General features: G+C 71.9%; 18 protein-coding genes. 11 read left to right on the top strand and 7 right to left on the bottom strand.

Annotated features, from left to right (window positions below; all coding sequences use genetic code 11):
* Positions 1-51 precede the first annotated feature (51 nt).
* Both ACFW2G_RS02270 and ACFW2G_RS02265 read left to right on the top strand, forming a co-directional pair.
* Complete coding sequence (locus ACFW2G_RS02270) at positions 52-774, top strand: CoA pyrophosphatase (RefSeq protein WP_078556361.1); 723 nt, start codon at positions 52-54, stop codon at positions 772-774.
* Positions 775-787: 13 nt separating this feature from the next.
* Complete coding sequence (locus tag ACFW2G_RS02265) at positions 788-1,990, top strand: MarP family serine protease (protein ID WP_384581227.1); 1,203 nt, start codon at positions 788-790, stop codon at positions 1,988-1,990.
* Positions 1,991-2,309: 319 nt separating this feature from the next.
* Here the strand turns inward: ACFW2G_RS02265 and ACFW2G_RS02260 are convergent, their stop codons facing one another.
* From ACFW2G_RS02260 to ACFW2G_RS02240, 5 genes are all read right to left on the bottom strand, one after another.
* Positions 2,310-3,269, bottom strand: a complete 960-nt coding sequence (locus ACFW2G_RS02260; RefSeq protein ID WP_384581225.1) for an alpha/beta fold hydrolase — start codon at positions 3,267-3,269, stop codon at positions 2,310-2,312.
* Positions 3,266-3,724 (bottom strand): phage holin family protein, encoded by a 459-nt coding sequence (locus tag ACFW2G_RS02255; RefSeq protein ID WP_037921007.1) that lies wholly within the window; start codon positions 3,722-3,724, stop codon positions 3,266-3,268. Before ACFW2G_RS02255 ends, ACFW2G_RS02260 begins: the two co-directional genes overlap by 4 nt.
* Positions 3,725-3,791: 67 nt before the next feature.
* Complete coding sequence (nhaA, locus tag ACFW2G_RS02250) at positions 3,792-5,225, bottom strand: Na+/H+ antiporter NhaA (protein WP_384581223.1); 1,434 nt, start codon at positions 5,223-5,225, stop codon at positions 3,792-3,794.
* Positions 5,226-5,434: 209 nt separating this feature from the next.
* A complete protein-coding gene (acs, locus tag ACFW2G_RS02245; protein WP_384446057.1) occupies positions 5,435-7,435 on the bottom strand; it encodes an acetate--CoA ligase in 2,001 nt (666 codons plus the stop codon).
* Positions 7,436-7,596: 161 nt separating this feature from the next.
* Entirely contained in the window at positions 7,597-10,089 is a 2,493-nt protein-coding gene (locus ACFW2G_RS02240; protein WP_384581221.1) for a SulP family inorganic anion transporter, read from the bottom strand.
* A gap of 237 nt (positions 10,090-10,326) precedes the next feature.
* Here ACFW2G_RS02240 and ACFW2G_RS02235 point away from each other — a divergent pair, with 237 nt between their 5' ends.
* Entirely contained in the window at positions 10,327-11,628 is a 1,302-nt protein-coding gene (locus ACFW2G_RS02235) for a lipoprotein (protein ID WP_037921012.1), read from the top strand.
* On the opposite strand, the gene ACFW2G_RS02230 is transcribed toward ACFW2G_RS02235, so the two are convergent.
* The gene (locus ACFW2G_RS02230) at positions 11,582-12,640 is read right to left on the bottom strand and encodes an ATP-binding protein (protein ID WP_384581219.1); all 1,059 of its coding nucleotides are present in this window, start codon (positions 12,638-12,640) and stop codon (positions 11,582-11,584) included. The two genes, ACFW2G_RS02235 and ACFW2G_RS02230, sit on opposite strands and share 47 nt — an antisense overlap.
* A 109-nt stretch (positions 12,641-12,749) precedes the next feature.
* Here ACFW2G_RS02230 and ACFW2G_RS02225 point away from each other — a divergent pair, with 109 nt between their 5' ends.
* Positions 12,750-13,571: an oxidoreductase gene (locus ACFW2G_RS02225; protein ID WP_384581217.1), complete on the top strand. Its 822-nt coding sequence runs from the start codon at positions 12,750-12,752 to the stop codon at positions 13,569-13,571.
* A gap of 371 nt (positions 13,572-13,942) precedes the next feature.
* Here the strand turns inward: ACFW2G_RS02225 and ACFW2G_RS02220 are convergent, their stop codons facing one another.
* Positions 13,943-14,779, bottom strand: a complete 837-nt coding sequence (locus tag ACFW2G_RS02220; RefSeq protein ID WP_384581276.1) for an HAD family hydrolase — start codon at positions 14,777-14,779, stop codon at positions 13,943-13,945.
* Between the two features lie 528 nt (positions 14,780-15,307).
* On the opposite strand from ACFW2G_RS02220, the gene ssd reads away from it, so the two are divergent.
* The 7 genes from ssd to ACFW2G_RS02185 are packed head-to-tail and all read left to right on the top strand — an operon-like array spanning position 15,308 to position 20,281.
* Positions 15,308-16,519: a septum site-determining protein Ssd gene (ssd, locus tag ACFW2G_RS02215; protein WP_384446060.1), complete on the top strand. Its 1,212-nt coding sequence runs from the start codon at positions 15,308-15,310 to the stop codon at positions 16,517-16,519.
* Positions 16,516-17,664: a TadA family conjugal transfer-associated ATPase gene (locus tag ACFW2G_RS02210; protein ID WP_037921029.1), complete on the top strand. Its 1,149-nt coding sequence runs from the start codon at positions 16,516-16,518 to the stop codon at positions 17,662-17,664. Before ssd ends, ACFW2G_RS02210 begins: the two co-directional genes overlap by 4 nt.
* Positions 17,661-18,548 (top strand): type II secretion system F family protein, encoded by an 888-nt coding sequence (locus ACFW2G_RS02205; RefSeq protein WP_384446061.1) that lies wholly within the window; start codon positions 17,661-17,663, stop codon positions 18,546-18,548. The genes ACFW2G_RS02210 and ACFW2G_RS02205 overlap by 4 nt, the downstream gene beginning before the upstream one ends.
* A complete protein-coding gene (locus ACFW2G_RS02200) occupies positions 18,548-19,318 on the top strand; it encodes a type II secretion system F family protein (RefSeq protein WP_384446062.1) in 771 nt (256 codons plus the stop codon). The genes ACFW2G_RS02205 and ACFW2G_RS02200 overlap by 1 nt, the downstream gene beginning before the upstream one ends.
* Positions 19,319-19,363: 45 nt before the next feature.
* Positions 19,364-19,561 (top strand): DUF4244 domain-containing protein, encoded by a 198-nt coding sequence (locus ACFW2G_RS02195; RefSeq protein WP_037921035.1) that lies wholly within the window; start codon positions 19,364-19,366, stop codon positions 19,559-19,561.
* A complete protein-coding gene (locus ACFW2G_RS02190) occupies positions 19,548-19,937 on the top strand; it encodes a TadE family type IV pilus minor pilin (RefSeq protein ID WP_384581215.1) in 390 nt (129 codons plus the stop codon). Before ACFW2G_RS02195 ends, ACFW2G_RS02190 begins: the two co-directional genes overlap by 14 nt.
* Positions 19,934-20,281, top strand: coding sequence for an Rv3654c family TadE-like protein (locus ACFW2G_RS02185; protein ID WP_384447300.1), 348 nt, complete (start codon positions 19,934-19,936; stop codon positions 20,279-20,281). Before ACFW2G_RS02190 ends, ACFW2G_RS02185 begins: the two co-directional genes overlap by 4 nt.
* Positions 20,282-20,291 lie beyond the last annotated feature (10 nt).

Here is a 20,291-nt window from a genome sequence, read left to right as displayed (position 1 = left end):
GTTTGCGGTGTGGGAGACGCTGTTGACAGAGGAACGCGGACAGGGGTGCCTATGACGCGCGGTACACGGGACGAGGCCGGGGTCGCTGCGGGAGTGCGCGCGGGGGGCGGCCCGGCCGTCACCACCGCGGGGCTGCCCGACTGGCTCGATCCCGTCGTCGAGGCCGCCCGGACCGTGGAGCCGCGGCAGCTGAGCCGGTTCCTGCCGCCCGAGGACGGCCGGGGGCGACAGTCGGCCGTCCTCATCCTCTTCGGGGAGGGGCTCCGGGGTCCGGAGCTGCTCCTGATGGAGCGCGCCGGCACCCTCCGCTCGCACGCGGGCCAGCCGTCCTTCCCGGGCGGCGCACTGGACCCGCAGGACGGGGATCCGCACACCACGGGCCCGCTCTCGGCCGCGCTGCGCGAGGCCGAGGAAGAGACCGGGCTTGATCCTTCCGGCGTGCAGCTCTTCGGGGTGCTGCCCCGCCTCTACATCCCCGTCAGCGAGTTCGTCGTGACTCCGGTCCTGGGCTGGTGGCACACCCCGAGCCCGGTCGGCGTGGTGGATCCGGCCGAGACGGCCCGGGTGTTCACGGTTGCCGTGGCCGATCTCACGGACCCCGAGCACCGGGTCACGACGGTCCACCCGCGGGGCCACCTGGGCCCCGGTTTCACGGTGGAATCGGCTCTGGTCTGGGGTTTCACGGCCGGGGTGATCGACCGGATCCTGCACTTCGCAGGCTGGGAACGTCCGTGGGACCGATCACGCCAGGTCCCGCTCGACTGGCACGCGTGAGACGGTGGCCCACGTGAACGTGCTGGACATCCTGTTGTTGCTCGCCGCCGTGTGGTTCGCGATCGTCGGCTACCGCCAGGGGTTCGTCGTCGGCGTCCTGTCGGTGATCGGCTTCCTCGGCGGTGGCCTCGTCGCCGTTTCCCTGCTCCCGCTGATCTGGGACCGGGTGACGGACAACGGCACCCAGGTGTCCACCACGGTCGTCGTCATCGCCGTGGTGGCGGTCATCATCTGTGCCTCGGTCGGCCAGGCGCTGACCACCCATCTCGGCGGCAAACTCCGGCGGCAGATCACCGGTGCCCCGGCGCGGGTGCTCGACGCCACCGGCGGGGCCCTGGTCAACGTGGTCGCGATGCTGCTCGTGGCCTGGCTGATCGGCTCCGCGCTGGCCGGGACCTCGCTGCCCACCCTGGGCAAGGAGGTCCGCAACTCCAAGGTGCTCCTGGGCGTTGCGCGGGTGCTGCCCGACCAGGCGAACAGCTGGTTCTCGGACTTCAGCTCCACTCTCGCGCGCAACGGCTTCCCGCAGGTGTTCAGCCCGTTCTCCAACGAGCCCATCACCGAGGTGAAGGCGCCCGATCCGGCGCTCGCCACCAGCCCCGTAGCGGACGTGGCCAAGCGCTCGATCGTGAAGGTCGTCGGTACGGCGCCCAGCTGCAGCAAGGTACTGGAGGGCACGGGCTTCGTGTTCGCGCCCGGCAAGGTCATGACCAACGCGCACGTCGTCGGCGGGGTCGGCGAGCCGACCGTGCAGATCGGCGGCGAGGGCAGGCTGTACGACGGCAAGGTCGTGCTCTACGACTGGGAGCGCGACATCGCCGTCCTGGACGTGCCCAAGCTGAAGGCGCCGCCGCTGGAGTTCACCGACAAGGACGCGGTGAGCAGCAGCGACGCGATCGTCGCCGGTTTCCCGGAGAACGGCGCGTACGACGTCCGCCCGGCCCGGGTCCGCGGCCGGATCAACGCCAACGGACCGGACATCTACCACCGCGGTACTGTCCGACGGGACGTCTTTTCGCTGTTCGCGACGGTCCGTCAGGGCAACTCCGGCGGCCCGCTGCTCACGCCCGACGGCCAGGTGTACGGCGTCGTCTTCGCGAAGTCCCTCGACGACCCGAACACCGGCTACGCCCTGACCGTGGACGAGATCCGCGAGGACATCGAGAAGGGCCGGACCGCCGAGCGCCGGGTCGAGAGCCAGGGCTGCGCCCTCTGACGCGGCGCCGCCGGGTCCCTACGTCCGTGGATGCCGCAGGCGTGCGGAGACCCAGCGGGCCCGGCGGCGCAGGATGCGGGAAATCCCGAGCCGTGGGTCGTGGCCGTGCCGGCCGGCCCTCTCGTGCGTGCCCGGCGTAGCTGCCGAGCGGCGTTCGTGCGCGGTGTCACCGTAGTCGTGCGTCCAGCTCATACTCGGCTCTGTGCCCGGGCCCCAAGGTCCGTAACCCCGTACGCGACGTCCAATTGGCCTATGCGCGCGGCAATTGAAAGCCCATAGGACGATCGGACTGCCGAACTGCCCCTCGTGCGACGGGTGGTCAGCGGTCCGGCTCGGGGTCCTTCAGCCAGTTCACCAGCTCGGTCGAGAAGGCGGCCGGGTCCTCCTCGTGCGGGAAGTGCCCGAGGCCGTCGAACAGCCTCCACCGGTAAGGGGCTTCGACGTACTCGCCGGATCCGGCGGCACTGCGCGTGCGCATCACCGGGTCGAGCGAACCGTGCAGGTGCAGCGTCGGCACCCGGACCGGCCGCTTCATCCGCCGGTTGAACTGCAGCCCGTCGGGCCGGGCCATCGACCGCATCATCCACCGGTACGGCTCGATCGAGCAGTGTGCGGTGGACGGGATGCACATGGCCCGCCGGTACACGGCGAGATCCTCCTCCTCGGGGGGACGCGGCCCCGACCAGTCGCGGATCAGGTCCCCCACGAGGGCGCCGTCGTCGGCGACGAGCTGCCGCTCGGGCAGGAAGGGCCGCTGGAAGCCCCAGATGTGTGAACTCGCCCGGGACTGACCGAAGTCCGACAGCATCGCCGAGCGCCACCGCCGAGGGTGGGGCATGGAGGACACCACGAGCCGGCGTACCAGCTTGGGCCGCATCACGGCCGCCGTCCACGCGAGGTACCCGCCCAGGTCGTGCCCGACGAGAGCGGCGTCCGGCTCGCCGAGGGACCGCACGACCCCGGTGATGTCGAGCGCCAGGTTGGCGGGGTCGTAGCCACGCGGGGTGCGGTCGCTGCCGCCGACCCCGCGCAGGTCCATCGCGACGGCCCGGTACCCGGCGTCGGCCAGAGCGGTCAGCTGGTGCCGCCAGGTCCACCAGAACTGCGGGAAGCCGTGCAGCAGCAGCACCAGCGGGCCGTCACCGAGCTCGGCGACGTGGAAGCGGGCACCGTTGGCGGCCACGTCCCGGTGCGTCACCGCTTCCCCGCCGGGGAGGCCGAGCCGCACCGCCGTGGTGGCCGTGGGCAAAATGCTGGGGTCCGGCGTGGGCGCTGTCATGAGGACGAGCGTGCCACACCCACAGCCTGGTCACTCACCGGCCGCGGGTGCGGCTTGACGGTCCCGACCAGCGCGGCGGTCTGCTTGACCGAGGCGATGGACTTCTCCGGCGGCTTGATCTTCTTGAACTTCCGTACGGCGATCAGCGCGAGGACACCCGCGATCAGCAGGAACGCGCCGCCGACGATCAGGAAGGACCAGGCCAGGCCGAGCCCCAGGTTGTGGATCCCGTACGCGGCCGCGAAGGTCAGCACCGGGAGGGAGAAGACGGCGAACACTCCTGCGACGGCGATGGAAGCGCTACCGCTGCCCACACGCTTGACGTCCTCGCGGAGTTCCGCCTTGGCCAGGGCGATCTCGTCGTGAACCAGGGCGGACATCTCGGCGGTGGCCGAGGCGACCAGCTGGCCGAGTGTGCGCTCGGCTCCCTGCGCCTCTTGGTCCACTGCGCTCATCGCTCTCTCCCTCTGTCGTCGTCCGCCACCCGGCGGCGCCGTGCGTGTCCCTGCGTCGTCCCTCAGATCATGCCGGACGGTCGGCCTCGGTGGTGGACCCGGCCGCGGTTCGCAGCGCGGCGGCCGCTGCCTTCTCCGCCTTGCGGCGGTGCTCCGCCGCCCGGTCCTCGTAGATCTTCGCCATCCGCAGGTGGTAGTCGGGGTTGTCCTCCTCGTAGATGTCCGGGATGCCGTCGTGGTCCTCGTCGCGCTCCTCGGCCTCGGTGAGCGCGCGGTAGCGGCGGTTGCGGAGCTTGAGCAGGACGCACGCGATCACGGCGGAGATGAGGGAGCCGAACAGGACGGCGGCCTTGATCTCGTCGGCGAGGGTCGCGTCGTCGGTGAAGGCGAGCTCGCCGATGAGGAGGGACACGGTGAAGCCGATGCCCGCGAGCGTGGCCACGGCGAGTACGTCGGGCCAGGCCAGGTCCTCGTTCAGCTCGGCCTTGGTGAAGCGGGCGGCCAGCCAGGTGCCGCCGAAGATGCCCACGGTCTTTCCGACGACGAGGCCGAGGACCACGCCGAGGGTCTCGGGGCGCGTGAAGACCTGTGCGATGGCCTCGTCGGAGAGCGAGACGCCGGCGGAGAAGAGGGCGAAGAGCGGCACGGCGAGTCCGGCCGAGACGGGCCGGACCAGGTGCTCGATGTGCTCGCCGGGGGAGGTTCGCTCGCCTTCCCGACGGGTGCAGCGGAGCATCAGGCCCATGGCGACGCCGGCGATGGTGGCGTGCACGCCGCTGTTGTACATCAGGCCCCAGACGACCAGGGCGAGCGGGACGTAGACGTACCAGCCCCGGACGTCGCGGCGGAGCAGGAACCAGAAGAGGGCCAGGCCCACGAGCGCGCCGCCGAGCGCCAGGAAGTTGATCTCGCTGGTGAAGAAGACCGCGATGATCAGGATGGCGAACAGGTCGTCGACGACGGCGAGGGTCAGCAGGAAGGCGCGCAGGGCCGAGGGCAGTGAGGTGCCGATGACGGCGAGGACGGCGAGCGCGAAGGCGATGTCGGTGGCCGTCGGAACCGCCCAGCCGTCCATCGAGCCGTTGCCCGTGAGGTTGACCAGGGCGTAGACCAGCGCCGGCACGGCCATGCCGCAGAGGGCTGCGATCACGGGGAGCGCGGCGGCCTTGGGATCGCGCAGGTCGCCCGCGACGAGTTCGCGCTTGAGCTCGATGCCCGCGACGAAGAAGAAGATGGCGAGGAGGCCGTCGGCCGCCCAGTGCTGGAGCGAGAGGTCCAGGCCGAGGGAGGCGGGTCCGATATGGAAGGACCGGACGCTCGCGTAGCTGTCCGATACGGCGGGGATGTTGGCCCACAGGAGGGCGGCGATCGCGGCCACCAGGAGCAGGACGCCGCCTACCGTCTCGGCGCGCAGGGCGTCGGCGATGAAGCGGCTCTCGGGCAGCGAGAGGCGGCCGAGCAGCTTGCGGCTCTTGTGGTCGGTGGGGCTGGGCGCGGCCACGGGGGGCACCTCCGGGGGCGGTTGGACGGCATGGCGGAACTCGTTGCCGACCAGACTTCCCGGCGCACCCTGTGGTCTTTCTTTACGCTTAAACACTTTACAGGGTGTACGCAACGGTGCATCCGGCGATCGTTACTTTATTCGCGAAACAGGCACCCGGCGCGTCGTGCCGAGTGCCCGTTTCCGCGTGGATCGCCGGTGTCGCCGGGTCAGTCCTCGCTGCCGGCGGCGGCCGGGAGCTTGCTCTGGATGAGGTCCATCACCGAGGAGTCGGCGAGCGTGGTGACGTCGCCGACGGCGCGGTTCTCCGCCACATCGCGCAGCAGGCGGCGCATGATCTTGCCCGAGCGGGTCTTCGGCAGCTCCTGAACCGGCAGGATCCGCTTGGGCTTGGCGATCGGGCCGAGCGTGCTGCCCACGTGGTCGCGCAGGTCAGTGACCAGGCTTCCGGTCTCGGAGGCGCTGCCGCGCAGGATGACGAAGGCCACGATGGCCTGGCCGGTGGTCTCGTCGGCGGCGCCCACCACGGCCGCCTCGGCGACCGACGGGTGCGAGACCAGTGCCGACTCGACCTCGGTGGTCGAGATGTTGTGGCCGGAGACCAGCATCACGTCGTCCACCCGGCCCAACAGCCAGATGTCGCCGTCGTCGTCCTTCTTCGCACCGTCGCCCGCGAAGTACTTGCCCTCGAAGCGCGACCAGTAGGTGTCGATGAAGCGCTGGTCGTCGCCCCAGATGGTGCGCAGCATCGACGGCCACGGCTCGGTGAGTACCAGATAGCCGCCTCCGCCGTTCGGGACCTCGTGCGCCTCGTCGTCCACGACGGTGGCGGAGATTCCGGGCAGGGCCCGCTGGGCGGATCCGGGCTTGGTGTGCGTGACGCCCGGCAGCGGGGAGATCATCATCGCGCCGGTCTCGGTCTGCCACCAGGTGTCCACGATCGGGCACCGGTCGCCGCCGATGTGCTTGCGGTACCAGACCCAGGCCTCGGGGTTGATCGGCTCGCCGACCGAGCCCAGGACGCGCAGGCTCGACAGGTCGAACTTCGCGGGGATGTCGTCGCCCCACTTCATGAATGTGCGGATGGCCGTGGGCGCCGTGTAGAGGATCGTGACGCCGTACTTCTGCACGACCTCCCAGAAGCGGCCCTGGTGGGGGGTGTCCGGCGTGCCCTCGTACATGACCTGCGTGGCGCCGTTCGCGAGCGGCCCGTAGACGATGTAGGAGTGCCCGGTCACCCAGCCGATGTCGGCCGTGCACCAGTAGACGTCGCTCTCCGGCTTCAGGTCGAAGACCGCGTGGTGGGTGTACGCCGCCTGCGTGAGGTAGCCGCCGGAGGTGTGCAGGATGCCCTTCGGCTTACCCGTGGTCCCCGAGGTGTAGAGGATGAAGAGCGGGTGCTCGGCGTCGAATGCCTGCGGGGTGTGCTCGGCGGACTGGCGGGCGACCGCATCGTGCCACCAGACGTCGCGGCCCTCGGTGAAGGAGGTGTCCTGGCCGGTGCGCCGTACCACGAGCACGTGCTCGACCTGCGGGCACTTGGCGACGGCCTCGTCGATGGCGGGCTTCAGGGCGCTGGGCTTGCCGCGGCGGTAGCCGCCGTCGGCGGTGATGACCAGCTTGGCGTCGGCGTCCTGGATGCGGGAGGCGACGGCGTCGGCGGAGAAGCCGCCGAAGACCACGGAGTGCGCGGCACCGATGCGGGCGCACGCGAGCATCGCGACGACCGCCTCGGGGATCATCGGGAGGTAGATGGCAACGCGGTCGCCGGCCTCGACGCCCAGCTCGGTGAGGGCGTTGGCGGCCCTGGAGACCTCGTCCTTGAGCTCGGCGTAGGTGATCGCGCGGCTGTCGCCGGGCTCGCCCTCGAAGTGGATGGCGACGCGGTCGCCGTTGCCGGCCTCCACGTGGCGGTCCACGCAGTTGTAGGCGACGTTCAGCCTGCCGTCGGCGAACCACTTCGCGAAGGGCGGGTTGGTCCAGTCGAGCGTCTCGGTCGGCTCGGTGGCCCAGGTCAGCCGCCGGGCCTGCTCGGCCCAGAAGCCCAGCCGGTCCGCGTCGGCCTGTGCATACGCAGCCTCTTTCACATTGGCGGCGGCGGCCAGATCGGCGGGCGGTGCGAACCGCCGCTCCTCCTTGAGCAGATTGGCCAGGCTCTCATTGCTCACGACATCTCCCTTTCCCAGGGTGTCCGTTGTGTCCCCGGGCATAGCTCATCAGTCTGCGGCCCAGGTGACAAGGGGTAACCTGAAATTGGTTTAGACCTATATCACGAAGGCGGCCCGCGCAGGAACGGCGTGCGAAGGGCCCCTCCCCGCTGCAGGGTGCGGGAAGGGGCCAAACGGTGGCACGGATATCGGAGGGTATCGGTTCAGGCGTGCTGGCCGACCGTGTCGAAGACCCTGCAGTCGAAGAAGTCATCCCCCTCGGACAGCAGATACGCCTGGGCCTCGCCCACGTGGAAGTACATCCCGTGCAGCTCCAGGGTGCCCTCCGCGAGCCTCCTGGCCACCGACTCGTGGGCCCTCAGGTGTTCCAGTTGCTGGACCACATTGGTCAGGCACAGCTGCTCCACCGCGTCCGCGGGGAGCCTGCCGGCGATCCGGGCCCAGGCGTGGTGGCGGCTGGACATCCGCGCCAGGCTGGGCAGTCCGTGCCGCAGCCAGCGGCGCAGCGGAGTCATCGCGACCCCGGGCGCCGAGCTGAGCAGGGCCTGCATGGCCCCACAGCCCGAGTGCCCGCAGACCGTGATGCTGTCCACCTGCAGCACGTCCACCGCGTACTCGATGGCCGCAGCGACGGAGTCGTCCGTGGACTCCGCGCCGGGCAGCGGCACCAGATTGCCGACGTTGCGCACGGTGAACAGGTCTCCCGGGCCGCTCGCCGTGATCATGCTGGTCACCAGCCGGGAGTCCGCGCAGGTGATGAACAGCTGCGAGGGCCGCTGCCCCTCGCGAGCCAGCCGGGCCAGCTCGTCCCGTACGTGGGGTGCTGTGTCGCGGTGGAAGGCGCTGATCCCGCTGGCCAGTTGGCCCGCGCCGCGCAGCCGGGGCGCCGGCGCCCCGGCCTGCCCCTCACCGCCCGCGGTGTCCGTGGCCGCCGCGGCCGCCATCGTCGCGGCCGTGGTGGCGGTACGGGTGGAAGCGGCGCGGTGGTCGCAGTGGTTCTGCCAGGGGGTCCAGGGACGGCAGCACTGGTGCGTCCCGCGCTGCTGGGCGCGACGCGACCGCTCGCCCTGGTGGCCGCCCTCGGCGTGGCGGACGTCGTGGCCGCTGCCCGGCGCGTGCGCCCCGCCCGGGACGTCGGCCCGGTCCGCTCCGTCGGGCGTGTGCGCTCCGCCGTCCCCGGTTTGTTCGGCCCCGGTGATCCGGGCTGCCTGTCCCGAGCGGCCGGTGACCTCCAGGGTTCCGCCGTGCGCCAGATGGGACAGCTGCCAGTCCCGGATGGTCTCGTAGGCCGCGTGGTCCATGAAGGAGCCGTCGAGCTCGAGCACGGCGTGCGCGTCGTGCGGGATCTGGCCCAGCACGCGGCTCAGCCGTGGCACCGCGAGGAAGGTCAACTGGCCGTGCGCCCGCACCTGGTGGGCGCCGCCGTCCAGCCGCTCCAGCGTGATCCGGGTCCGGGCGAGGCGGTGCAGGGCCAGGGCCACGGCGACCGCGATGCCCACGGCCACGCCCTCCAGCACCCCGCCGAGCACCACGGCCGCAATGGTCGTCCCGTAGACCAGGGCCTCCCGGTGCCGGGTGACGCTGCGCAGGTGCGTGATGCTGACCATCTGCACGCCCACCGCCATCACCAGGGCGGCTAGCGTGGCCAGCGGGATCAGGTCCAGGAGGGGCACCAGCAGGAAGGCCGCGAGCAGCACCCAGCACCCGTGGATCATGGTGGACTTCCGGCTGGCCGCGCCGGACTTGACGTTCGCCACGCTGCGCACGGCCACACCCGTGATGGGCAGCCCGCCCAGGGCTCCGGAGACGATGTTCGCCGCGCCCTGCCCGCGCAGTTCCCGGTCGAGGTCGGCACGGGGCGGGCGGTTGTCCGTGCCCCGCTCGGAGGCGATCAGCTTGTCGGTCGCGACCGCCGAGAGCAGGGATTCCACACTTCCGACCAGGGTGATGGTCAGTACGGCGGCGATGAGGCCGAGGACCGGCCCCTCGGGCATTTCCGGAAGGGCGTGGCTGCGCCAGGACGGCAGGTCCACCCGAGGCAGGCTGAGCCCGGCCAGTGCGGCGACGGCGGTCGCCGTGGCGACGGCGGCGAGGGGTGCCGGCACCCTGCGCAGTGCACGGCCCGGCCGCCCGGGCAGCCGCGGCCAGCCGAGCAGGACGACCAGGGTCAGTGCGCTGACTCCGAGCGCCACCGGGTGCAGGTCCGCCAGCTGGGCAGGCAGGCCGAGGACGTTCGCCACGGCCGAGCTCTGCGGAGTGCCGCCGAGCACGATGTGTAGTTGGGCCAGTGCGATCGTCACGCCGATGCCCGCGAGCATGCCGTGCACGATGGCAGGGCTGACCATGAGCGCGGACCGGGCGGTGCGCAGGGCGGCGAGGCCGAGCTGACAGACACCGGCGAGCACGGTGATGGCGCACGTGGTGCGCCATCCGTACCGCTGGATCAACTCGGCGGTGACCACGGTGAGTCCGGCGGCCGGCCCGCTGACCTGGAGGGGTGCGCCGCCCAGGCGTCCGGCGACGATCCCACCCACCGCGGCCGCGACCAGGCCCGCCTGCAGCGGGGCTCCGGTGGCGAGGGCGATGCCGAGGGAGAGCGGGATGGCGATCAGGAAGACGGTGATGGAGGCGGAGAGGTCCGCGGGGAGGTCTTTGCGGACCCCTCGGGGTGTGCTGGTGGGGGAAGTGGCTGTCATGGGGTCCCGTCTCCTCGGGGATGAGGGGTGAAGCGGCGGGAATCTCAACACTCAGTAAATGGATGGTAATGGAGAGTAAAGATGAGTAGCGAACAATTCGGGCAAATGGACTACGAATTAGCACTCATGGGTGATTAAGCATTTTGTACGGCTTGTCACGCCTTCCTCGTCCGGGGCCGCATGGGACGTTGCGGCGCGGAAGTCCTGCGATGCAACAGCGAGGGAGAGGTGGGGCGGATGATCGCCGCCACGAAGAAGATCGCCGGCGGCCTGGTCGCCACGGCGCTGGTCCTGGGCGTCGCCGGGTGCACCGCCTCGGAACCCGCGAAGCGCCCGGCCGCCGGAGGACCCAACGCGCTCAAGGCTGCACCTGAGGCCCCCGGCAGCGTCAACCGTCCCATCGGTGACGGCTCGACCGCGTATACCGGACCGCAGCCGAACGTGCGGAAGCCCCAGAAGATGAAGCCGGGGGAGAAGCCCCCGCAGTTCGTGGTGTTCTCGTGGGACGGGGCCGGCGAGGACAGTCAGAAGCTCTTCTCGCACTTTCGCGAGGTCGGCAAGAAGTACGACGCCCGGATGACGTACTTCCTCAGCGGCGTGTACATGCTCCCCGAGGAGAAGCGTTTCCTCTACACCGCTCCGCAGCACTCGCCCGGCCGCTCCGACATCGGCTTCGGCGACCTCCAGGGCATCAAGGACACCGCCGCCCAGGTCCGCGCGGCCTGGCTGGAGGGCAACGAGATCGGCACCCACTTCAACGGGCACTTCTGCGGGCCCGACGGCGGCGTCGGGACGTGGTCCGTGGAGGAGTGGAGGAGCGAGATCGACCAGGCCAAGTCCTTCGTCAAGAACTGGAAGACCAATGCGGGCCTGAAGAAGGAAGAGGCGCTCCCCTTCGACTACGACAAGGAGCTCATCGGCGCCCGCACCCCCTGCCTCGAAGGCCAGAAGAACTTCATGCTGGCTGCGAAGGACATGGGATTCCGCTACGACTCCAGCGGGATCAGCAAGCAGATCTGGCCCAAGAAGACCGATGGGCTCTGGGACATCCCGCTCCAGTTGGTGCCCATGCCGGGACGCGCCTTCGACACCCTGAGCATGGACTACAACTACATGGTCAACCAGTCCGGGACGACTTCGCAGGGCGACCCCTCGCAGCATGCCTACTGGGGCGACCAGATGCGTGACGGCCTGCGGCAGGCCTTCGACCGCGTCTACCAGGGCAACCGCGCGCCGCTGATCATCGGCAACCACTTCGAGTCCTGGAACGGCGGCACCTACATGCGTGCCGTCGAGGAGTCGATCAAGGGCATGTGCACGCAGAAGGAGGTCCGCTGCGTGCCGTTCCGGGAACTGGTGGACTGGTTGGACGCCCAGGACCCGAAGGCCTTGGAGTGGATGCGCACCCTCGACGTCGGCGAGGCGCCGAAGGAGGGCTGGACGAAGTTCCTGACCGTGGGGCCGCCGGCGCCGCCGGCCGCCCCCGCCGGCGTCAAGCCGGCTGCGGAGCCGGCCGAGGGGACTGGTGACGAGGGCTGACGACCTCCTCGGCGCTCGCGCCGCCGTCGATAGCGCCGGGGGTGCGCAGGCCCTCGCGCAGGACGAAGCCGGGGTCGACCTGCTCCGCCAGGTCGGCTCCGGTCCTGGCGTTGCCCCAGCTCTCGGCGTTCTTGAGGTGGAAGCCCACCATCTGCTCGGTGTACCGGGTCCAGTCGCGGTGCGCGTAGGAGTCGTCGGCGGTGTCCTGGAGCGCCTGGAACGCGAACCGGTTGGTCGCCTCCAGCAGTTCGAAGGAGGCCGGGCGGCCCTTCTCCATCGCCCGCACCCAGTCGGAGTGTCCGACGGTGACGAGTAGGTCCTCGCCGACCTCGTCCTGGAGGAACTCGATGTCCTCGGGGCCCTGCACCTTGTTGCCGACGACCTTGAGGGCGACCCCGAAGTCCCGGGCGTACTCCTTGTACTGGCGGTACACGGAGACGCCCTTGCGCGTCGGCTCGGCGACCAGGAAGGTCATGTCGAAGCGGGTGAACAGGCCCGAGGCGAAGGAGTCCGAGCCCGCCGTCATGTCGACGACCACGTACTCGTCGGGCCCGTCGACGAGGTGGTTGAGGCAGAGCTCGACCGCACCGACCTTGGAGTGGTAGCAGGCCACGCCCAGGTCGGCTTCGGTGAACGGCCCCGTCGCCATGACGCGTACGGGCCCGCCGTCGAGCACGACCGTTCGCGCGCAGGCCTCGTACACCGGGTTGTCCTCGGTGACGCGCAGGAGGCGTGAGCCCCGGCCGGGCGGGGTGGTCTTGATCATCGTCTCCGCGGACGCGATGCGCGGGTTGGAGCCCCGCAGGTACTCCTTGATCAGGGGCAGGTGGGCGCCCAGGGCGGGCAGCGAGGCCGCCTCGTCCTCGGTGAGCCCGAGCGCGGCGCCCAGGTGCTGGTTGATGTCGGCGTCCACCGCGACGACGGGGGCCTCATTGGCGGCGAGGTGGCGGATGAAGAGGGAGGACAGCGTGGTCTTGCCGCTGCCGCCCTTTCCCACGAAAGCGATCTTCATGTTCACCAAGCGTAGCGGCTGCGTAGCGCTGAGTTGTCAAGGTGAGTGAAGAAGACCACTCCAAGGAGGGGTCGGTGTCGCGCCCGCACAGTGCGTAGGCTCCCTACTTATGAGTAGCGCTTCTGACCCGTTGGCCGCCCTGGCCGGGCTGCCGGGTGTCGCCGATTCCGTGGATTCCGTACGCAAGGCCGTGGACCGGGTCTACGGGCACCGGGTGATGCGCCGCCGCAGCGGTGAGATCACCTCGGAGGCCGCCCTGCGCGGCGCCCGCGGCAGCGCGGCGCTGTCCGGCGCGGACTGGGCTCTGGAAGAGGTGCGGCGGCGTACCGACTTCGGCTCGGAACCGGAGGCGCTCACCGTGGGGGCTGCGCTGCGGCTCACGGCGGAGGCCGGGCAGCTGCTCAGCATCTGGCGCCAGTCCCCGCTGCGCGTCCTGGCGCGCCTGCATCTCGTCGCGGTCGGCTCCACGGCCGGGGGCGACGTGGTGGGCCGCCCGCGCCTCGCCGGCGAGTCGGTGGTCGAGCCGCTGGTGGAGGCGCCGCTGCCGACGGCGGACGAAGTCGCCGGCCGCCTCGACGGCCTGTCCCGGATCGTCATCGCGGGCGGTTCGGCCCCGGCCCTGGTCACGGCGGCGGTCGTGCACGGTGAGTTGCTGGCGCTGCGGCCGTTCGGCTCCTACAACGGGCTGGTCGCGCGCGCGGCCGAGCGCATCGTCCTGATCAACAGCGGCCTGGACCCCAAGGCGATCTGCCCGGCGGAGGTCGGTCACGCCGAGCAGGGCGCCGAGGCCTATCTGGCCGCCTTCGCGGGCTATCTCTCCGGGACCCCGGAGGGTATGGCGGCCTGGATTGTGCACTGTGGACGTGCGATCGAGCTCGGCGTGCGGGAGTCGACGGCGGTCTGCGAGGCCCTGCAGCGCGGCGCGGCCTGAACCGGTCGCGAGGTTCCGGGCCCGGACATGGGTTGCGGCGACACCGTACTGCTCTGGTGTCGCCGCTGGCACTTACGCCCAGTTACCAAGCGTCCTCGAAGGTTGCCCATCAGGTCGGGTACTTTGCCCGTCACCTGGTGCGGCTGGCCCGTAATCGACGGGTCGACGTCGCGTGGGTGCTCGGCGTTCATGCTTCGGTCCGTGGGCCTTACTGCGTTTTAAAGATGATCCTCTCGGATGTTCTTTGGTCTCGCGGGCCGTTGCTTTATTTGTACTCCGCTTCGCTGCTATGCGAAACCCCTGGCTCCACTTTTTACTTTCCGGACGAACGGGGGCGAACCGGGCAGACTGAATCGGTGCAGGTGGGGCAATCAGCCTGAGGCGGCCGCCGACAGGGTGTGGGCCCGGCGGCGGCTCGCGTACCAGACGAGCCCGGCCGTGGCGGCTGCCGCGCCCACCGCTGCTGCGGCGATCAGCGCCGGGCGGGCGGGCATCGACAGCCCGGGGAGCCGCTGCTTCAGCCGGACGGGCCGGCTGAAGACCAGCACCGGCCATTCGCGTGCCGTCGCTTCCCGGCGCAGCGCCCGATCGGGGTTGACCGCGTGCGGGTGCCCGACCGCTTCCAGCATCGGGAGGTCGGTCGCCGAGTCGCTGTAGGCGTAGCACCGGGAGAGGTCGTAGCCCTCGGACTCGGCGAGCTCCCGTACGGCCTCCGCCTTGGTGGGCCCGTAGGCGTAGTAGTCGATCTCACCGGTGAAGCAGCCGTCCTCACCCACGACCATGCGCGTGGCGACGACCCGGTCCGCGCCGAGCATCTCCCCGATCGGCTCGACCACCTCGGCTCCGGAGGTTGACACGATCACCACGTCGCGGCCGGCCGTGTGGTGGGCCTCGATCAGGGAGGCGGCTTCGTCGTAGATGATGGGGTCGATGAGGTCGTGCAGGGTTTCCGCGACGATCTCCCGCACCTGCTGCACGTTCCATCCCTTGCAGAGGGCGGACAGGTACTCCCGCATCCGTTCCATCTGATCGTGGTCGGCGCCGCCGGCCAGGAAGATGAACTGGATGTATGCGGTCCGCAACACGGCTCGCCGGTTGATCAGGCCGCCTTGGTAGAAGGACTTGCTGAACGTCAGGGTGCTCGACTTCGCAATGACCGTCTTGTCCAGATCGAAGAAGGCGGCGGTGCGGGGCGAGGAGTGCGGCATGGGCTGATTTTCCACGCACCGAGCATATGCGCCCACCATTCGGCGTAAGGTGTGGCGCGTGGGTTTGCCTGAGAGGGCTCTCGGGTACACCATGGAAGTCACGGATCGTTCGCGACCGTGCTAACCCGGTCTGGCTCCTCCCCCCCCGAGTCGGACCGTGGGGACGACCCCCGCTCTCCCCCCCGGCGGGGGTCGTCGCATGTCCGGACGCAGTTCGCGTCCCTTGCTCCGGCCCTGAACGGCCATCTCCTCGGCCCTCCTCCTGTGTGGGGCGCGCCGGTTCCGCACCCTCACCACGTCAGACTCGTGACGCTGCGTAGTGATTCCCGTGCGCTCTGGAACTCACCTGTGAGAGTGACCGGGTTATTCACAATCGATGGGTTGTCCACAGTTATTGGGCAAGATCCACTTCTTTTTCCCGATCCCTGCACGGTGATTCCAGCCGCGAAGTCCGCGGCGCTGGGGATTTGCAGTGAGAAGGGGGCGGAGATCGTGGCTCGATCGAAGTCGTGCGAAACGCCGAAGTCCGTGAGGAACGGAAGGGAGCAGGAGGCGGGCAGCGGCGCAGCAGCCGCGCCCGCGGCCGGGACCGCTGGGGGACGACCGCTGATCATCACCGAAGACCCCCTGCTGCTCGACGACTTGCTGCGGCTGTGCGCGGCGGCGGGGGCCGAACCGCACGTGCTCCACACGATGCCGGCGCGCGGCGGCGCGGTCGTGGAAGCGGAGGGCGGATCCGTCCCGAGCGGGGTCGATCCGGCCGTTTCCGCGACTGGCTTCAACACGGGCGGTGCTGGCTGGGAGTCGGCCCCTCTCGTGCTGGTCGGGGACGACGCCGCGAGGCGTGTGCGGGGTGCGCCGCGCAGGACCGGGGTCTTCCTCGTCGGACGGGACCCGGACGATCCCCTCGTGTGGCAAAGGGCGGTGGAGATCGGCGCCGAGGAGGTGCTGCGCCTCCCCGACGCCGAGAGCCGGCTCGTGGACCGGATCGCCGACGTCGTCGAAGGGGCCGGACGGCCCGCCCTCGCCGTCGGCGTGATCGGGGGCAGTGGCGGGGCGGGCGCCTCCACCCTCGCCTGCGCCCTCGCCGTCCGTGCCGCCCGTGCCGGTGAGCGGACCATGCTCATCGACGGCGACCCCTTGGGCGGCGGCATGGACGTCCTGCTCGGCGGCGAGGGTGCCGAGGGGCTGCGCTGGCCGGACTTCGCGGCCTCCCGGGGACGGGTCGGAGCCGGAGCGCTGGAGGAGTCCCTGCCCGAACTGCACGACCTGCGGGTGCTCAGTTGGGACCGGGGAGACCGTGTGGTCGTGCCTCCGGCCGCTGTCCGCGCGGTGGTGGCCGCGGCGCGCCGCCGGGGCGGCGTCGTCGTGGTCGACCTCCCGCGCCGGGTGGACGAGGCCGTGGCCGAGGTCCTCGCTCAGCTTGACCTGGTGCTGATGGTGGTGCCGGGTGAGCTGCGTTCGGTGGCGGCGGCGGGACGGGTGGCCGCCGGGGTGCGGATGGTGGCCCGGGACGTCCGCGTCGTCGTCCGGGGCCGCTGCCCCGGCGGTCTCGATCCGGAGTCCGTCGCAGGGCTGTTGGGGGCTCCGCTGGCCGGTGAGGTGCCCGTCGAGGTCGGGCTCCCGGGACGGGTGGCCGAGGGGGAGCCGCCGGGGGCGCAGGGGCGCGGTGCTCTCTCCCGCTTCTGCGACGGCTTCTGGCAGCGGGCCCTCGGCGCCGGTCAGGGGGTGCCGGCATGAGCGCGGTACTGCTGGACGCGGTGCGCCGGCGGCTTGCCGAGAGCGGGGCGGAGCCGACCCCGGCGCGGGTGGCGGCCGCCCTGCGCGCACAGGGCAGGCTGCTGGGCGACGAAGAAGTACTGGGTGCGGCAGCTGAGTTGCGCTCCGAACTGGTCGGTGCGGGCCCGCTGGAGCCGCTCCTGGCTGATCCGGAGGTGACCGACGTGCTGGTGGCCGCCCCGGACCGGGTGTGGGTGGACCGCGGGGGCGGGCTGGAGCTGACGGGGGTGACCTTCGACGACGCGGGATCCGTGCGCAGGCTCGCCCAGCGGCTGGCCGCTGTGGCCGGGCGGCGGCTCGACGACGCCCGGCCCTGGGTGGACGCCCGGATGCCCGACGGCACGCGGCTGCACGCCGTGCTGCCACCGGTCGCGGTCGGCTCGGCTTGCCTCTCTCTGCGGGTGGTGCGGCCGCGGGCTTTCACACTGGACGAGCTCGTCGCGGCGGGCACGCTGCCACCGGGCGGGCAGCGGCTGTTGCGGGACATGGTCGAGGCCCGGTTGTCATTCCTCGTCTCCGGCGGGACCGGGACCGGCAAGACCACTTTGCTCAGTGCCCTGTTGGGGCTGGTCGGGCCGGGCGAGCGGATCGTGCTGGCCGAGGATTCGGCCGAGCTGCGCCCCGACCATCCGCACGTGGTGCGGCTGGAGACCCGGCCGGCCAATCAGGAGGGGGCGGGGCTGGTCACGCTGGCGGACCTGGTCCGGCAGGCGCTGCGGATGAGGCCCGACCGGCTGGTGGTCGGCGAGGTGCGCGGCGCCGAAGTGGCGGACCTGCTCGCGGCGCTGAACACCGGTCACGAGGGGGGATGCGGCACGGTGCACGCCAACGCGGCCGCTCACGTCCCGGCCCGGCTGGAGGCGCTGGGGACGGCCGCGGGGCTCGACCGGGGCGCACTGCACAGCCAATTGGCCGCCGCGCTGACCCTGGTGCTGCACCTGGTGCGGGACCGGGAAGGGCGGCGCCGGGTGGCCGAGGTGCATGTGCTGGAGCGGGACGCCGCCGGACTGGTGGTGACCGTACCGGCGCTGAGGTGGGCAGCCCGGGGCTTCGTACGGGAGCAGGGCTGGGACCGGCTGCGCCCCCTGCTGCGAGGTGCCCGGTGAGCGCCGGGGCGGTGCTGCCGCTGCCGCTGTTCGCCGGAGTGCTGTGCGCGGGCGCGGCCGCCTGGGGGATCACCGGCGGCGACCGGGGGTCCCGGCGGGCCAGGGCGGTGCTCGCCGGAGGGTGGCAGCCGCCCGGGTGCGGACGCCCGCCGCGCCGCGAGCTGCTGCTGGGCGCCCTGCGGGTGCGGGCCGGGCGGTGGCGGGAGTGGGCCTGCCTCGCGGCCGGGGCGGTGATCGCGGTCCTGGGCGGGTCGGTGCTCCCGCTGCTGGTCGGGGCGGGAGCGGTACCACTGGTGCGGCGCTGGCTGCGGGCGCGGGCGTGCGAGCGGGCCCGCACCGCCCGGGCCGCCGAGGTGGTGGCCCTGTGCGGGGCGGCGGTGGGCGAGCTGCGGGCCGGAGCCCAGCCCGGGCAGGCGCTGACGGCGGCCATGCGGCGGACGGCCGCCGGCCCGGGTGGTCCGGGTGCGGCGGAAGCGGGTGTGCTGGCTGCCGCGGCGTTCGGCGGGGATGTGTCCGGGGCGCTGCGCCAGGCGGCCAAGGAGCCCGGAGCGGAGGGGCTGGCCGGGATGGCCGCCTGCTGGCGGGTGTCGGCGGACGGCGGTGCGGGGCTGGCCGCCGGGCTGGACCGGCTGGAGGGAGCCCTGCGGGCCGAGCGGGACCGGCAGGAGTCGCTGCGGGCCCAGTTGGCGGGCGCGCGGTCGACGGTGCTGGTGCTCGCGCTGCTCCCGCTGGTGGGTCTGTTGATCGGCACCGGGCTGGGCGCGAACCCGTTGCGGGTTCTGCTGCACACCCCCATGGGGTGGGGCTGCCTGCTGGCGGGCGGGGTGCTGGAGGCGCTGGGGCTCTTGTGGTGCCGGCGGATCGTCCGGGCGGGCGAACGGTGATGGCCGGATTCTTCGTCCACAGGCTGGGGATCGTCCTGGGTGCGGCGGCGGCCCTGTGGATGGTGTCGGCTTTGGCGGCGCGGGTCAGGGAGCGCGCCGTCCGGCGCAGGACCGCGGCGCTGCTGGGTGCGCGGTCAGTGCCGCGCGGGCCGGTGTCGGATTCCGTGCTGCGAAGGGCGGCGGTGGCGTGGGCCGCTCCGGCCGGGGCGCTGCTGGCGGGCTGGGTGCTCGTCGGCGGAGCGACCGGTGCGGCTGTCGGCTGTCTGGCCGCGGCCGTGGTGCGGCGCCTGCGGTCCGGGCCGCAGACGGCCCGGGCGGATCCGCAGGAGGGCGAGCGCCAGCTGCCGTTCGCCGCCGATCTGCTGGCCGCGTGCCTGGCGGCCGGAGCCGGGCCGGTGGAGGCGGCGGAGGTGGTGGGCGAGTCGCTGGGCGGACCGGTGGGCGAACGGCTTGCGAGCGCCGGGGCGGAGCTGCGGCTCGGCAGCGAACCGGGTTCGGGGTGGGGGAGGTTGGCGGAGATACCGGGTGCCCGGGGACTCGCCGAATGCCTGGAGCGGGCCGCGCGGACCGGTGCGCCCGCGGCGGAGCCGATGTCGCGGCTCGCCTCCGGGCTCCGGGAGGACCGGGCCCGCCGGGCCGGGGCCAGGGCGCAGCGGGCGGCGGTCCTCGTCACCGCACCGGTGGGGCTGTGCTTCCTTCCCGCATTTCTTTCGATCGGGGTCGCGCCGGTGGTGATCGGTATGGCCTCAGGACTTCTCTCCAGCCCCTGAAGTCGCAATGACCACACAAATAACGGAAATCCACAGGAGACTGCCATGAGGATCATCTGGTTTCGTGTGCGGACGGCTCTTGCCGGCCGCCGGAGTGATGCGGGGATGTCCACGTCGGAATACGCGATGGGCACGATCGCGGCCTGTGCGTTCGCTGCCGTTCTCTACAAGGTGGTGACGAGTGACGTCGTCGCCACGGCCCTTCAGTCCACCATCGGGAAGGCGCTCGATGTGCCGTTCTGAGGAGAAGTCCGGTGGCCGCGGCCGGGGAATGCGGGACCGGGGATATGTGACGGCGGAGGCGGCCCTGGTGATTCCGGCGCTGGTGCTCTTCGCGGCGTCGCTGGTGTGGGCCCTGATGGCGGCGGCCGGACAGATCCGGTGCGTGGACGCGGCCCGGGTGGGCGCCCGGGCGGCGTCCAGGTCGGAGCCCCCGGAGGTGGCGGTGGCGGCGGCCCGCGAGGCCGCGCCGGCGGGGGTCCGGGTGGAGCTGGAGCGGGTGGGCGACCTCTGGCGGGTGCGGGTCGTGGCGCCGGCCCCGGGGCCGGCCGGCATACCGCTGCGGCTGGGCGCGCAGGCGGTGGCCCTCGCCGAGGACAGCGTGGAGCCGCCACCGTGAGCCGGAACCGCGACCGGGGCTCGGCCACGGTCTGGGCGGCGCTGGTGGCGACGGCGCTGGGCGCGGTGTTCGCGGGCGTGCTGCTGCTCGGCCAGGCCGTCCTGGCCCGCCACCGGGCGGCGGCGGCAGCCGACCTGGCGGCGCTCGCCGCGGCGGCCACCTGGGCGCACGGGCCGGACACCGCCTGCACCACGGCGCTCCGGGTGGCCCGGGCGCAGGGTGCGGAGCTCGCCTGGTGCCACCTCGGGGGCGAAGTCGCCGACGTGGCCGCCCGGGTCGCGGCGGGCCCGTTCAGGCCCGAGATCCGAGCCCGCGCGGGGCCGCCCCGGGAGCCGACGGGCTGACGCCGTGCCG

Source organism: Streptomyces sp. NPDC058880 (assembly GCF_042742535.1).
Classification (GTDB): Bacteria; Actinomycetota; Actinomycetes; order Streptomycetales; family Streptomycetaceae; genus Streptomyces.
Note: the sequence above shows the minus strand (reverse complement) of the source record. Positions and strands in the feature narration are given on the sequence as shown.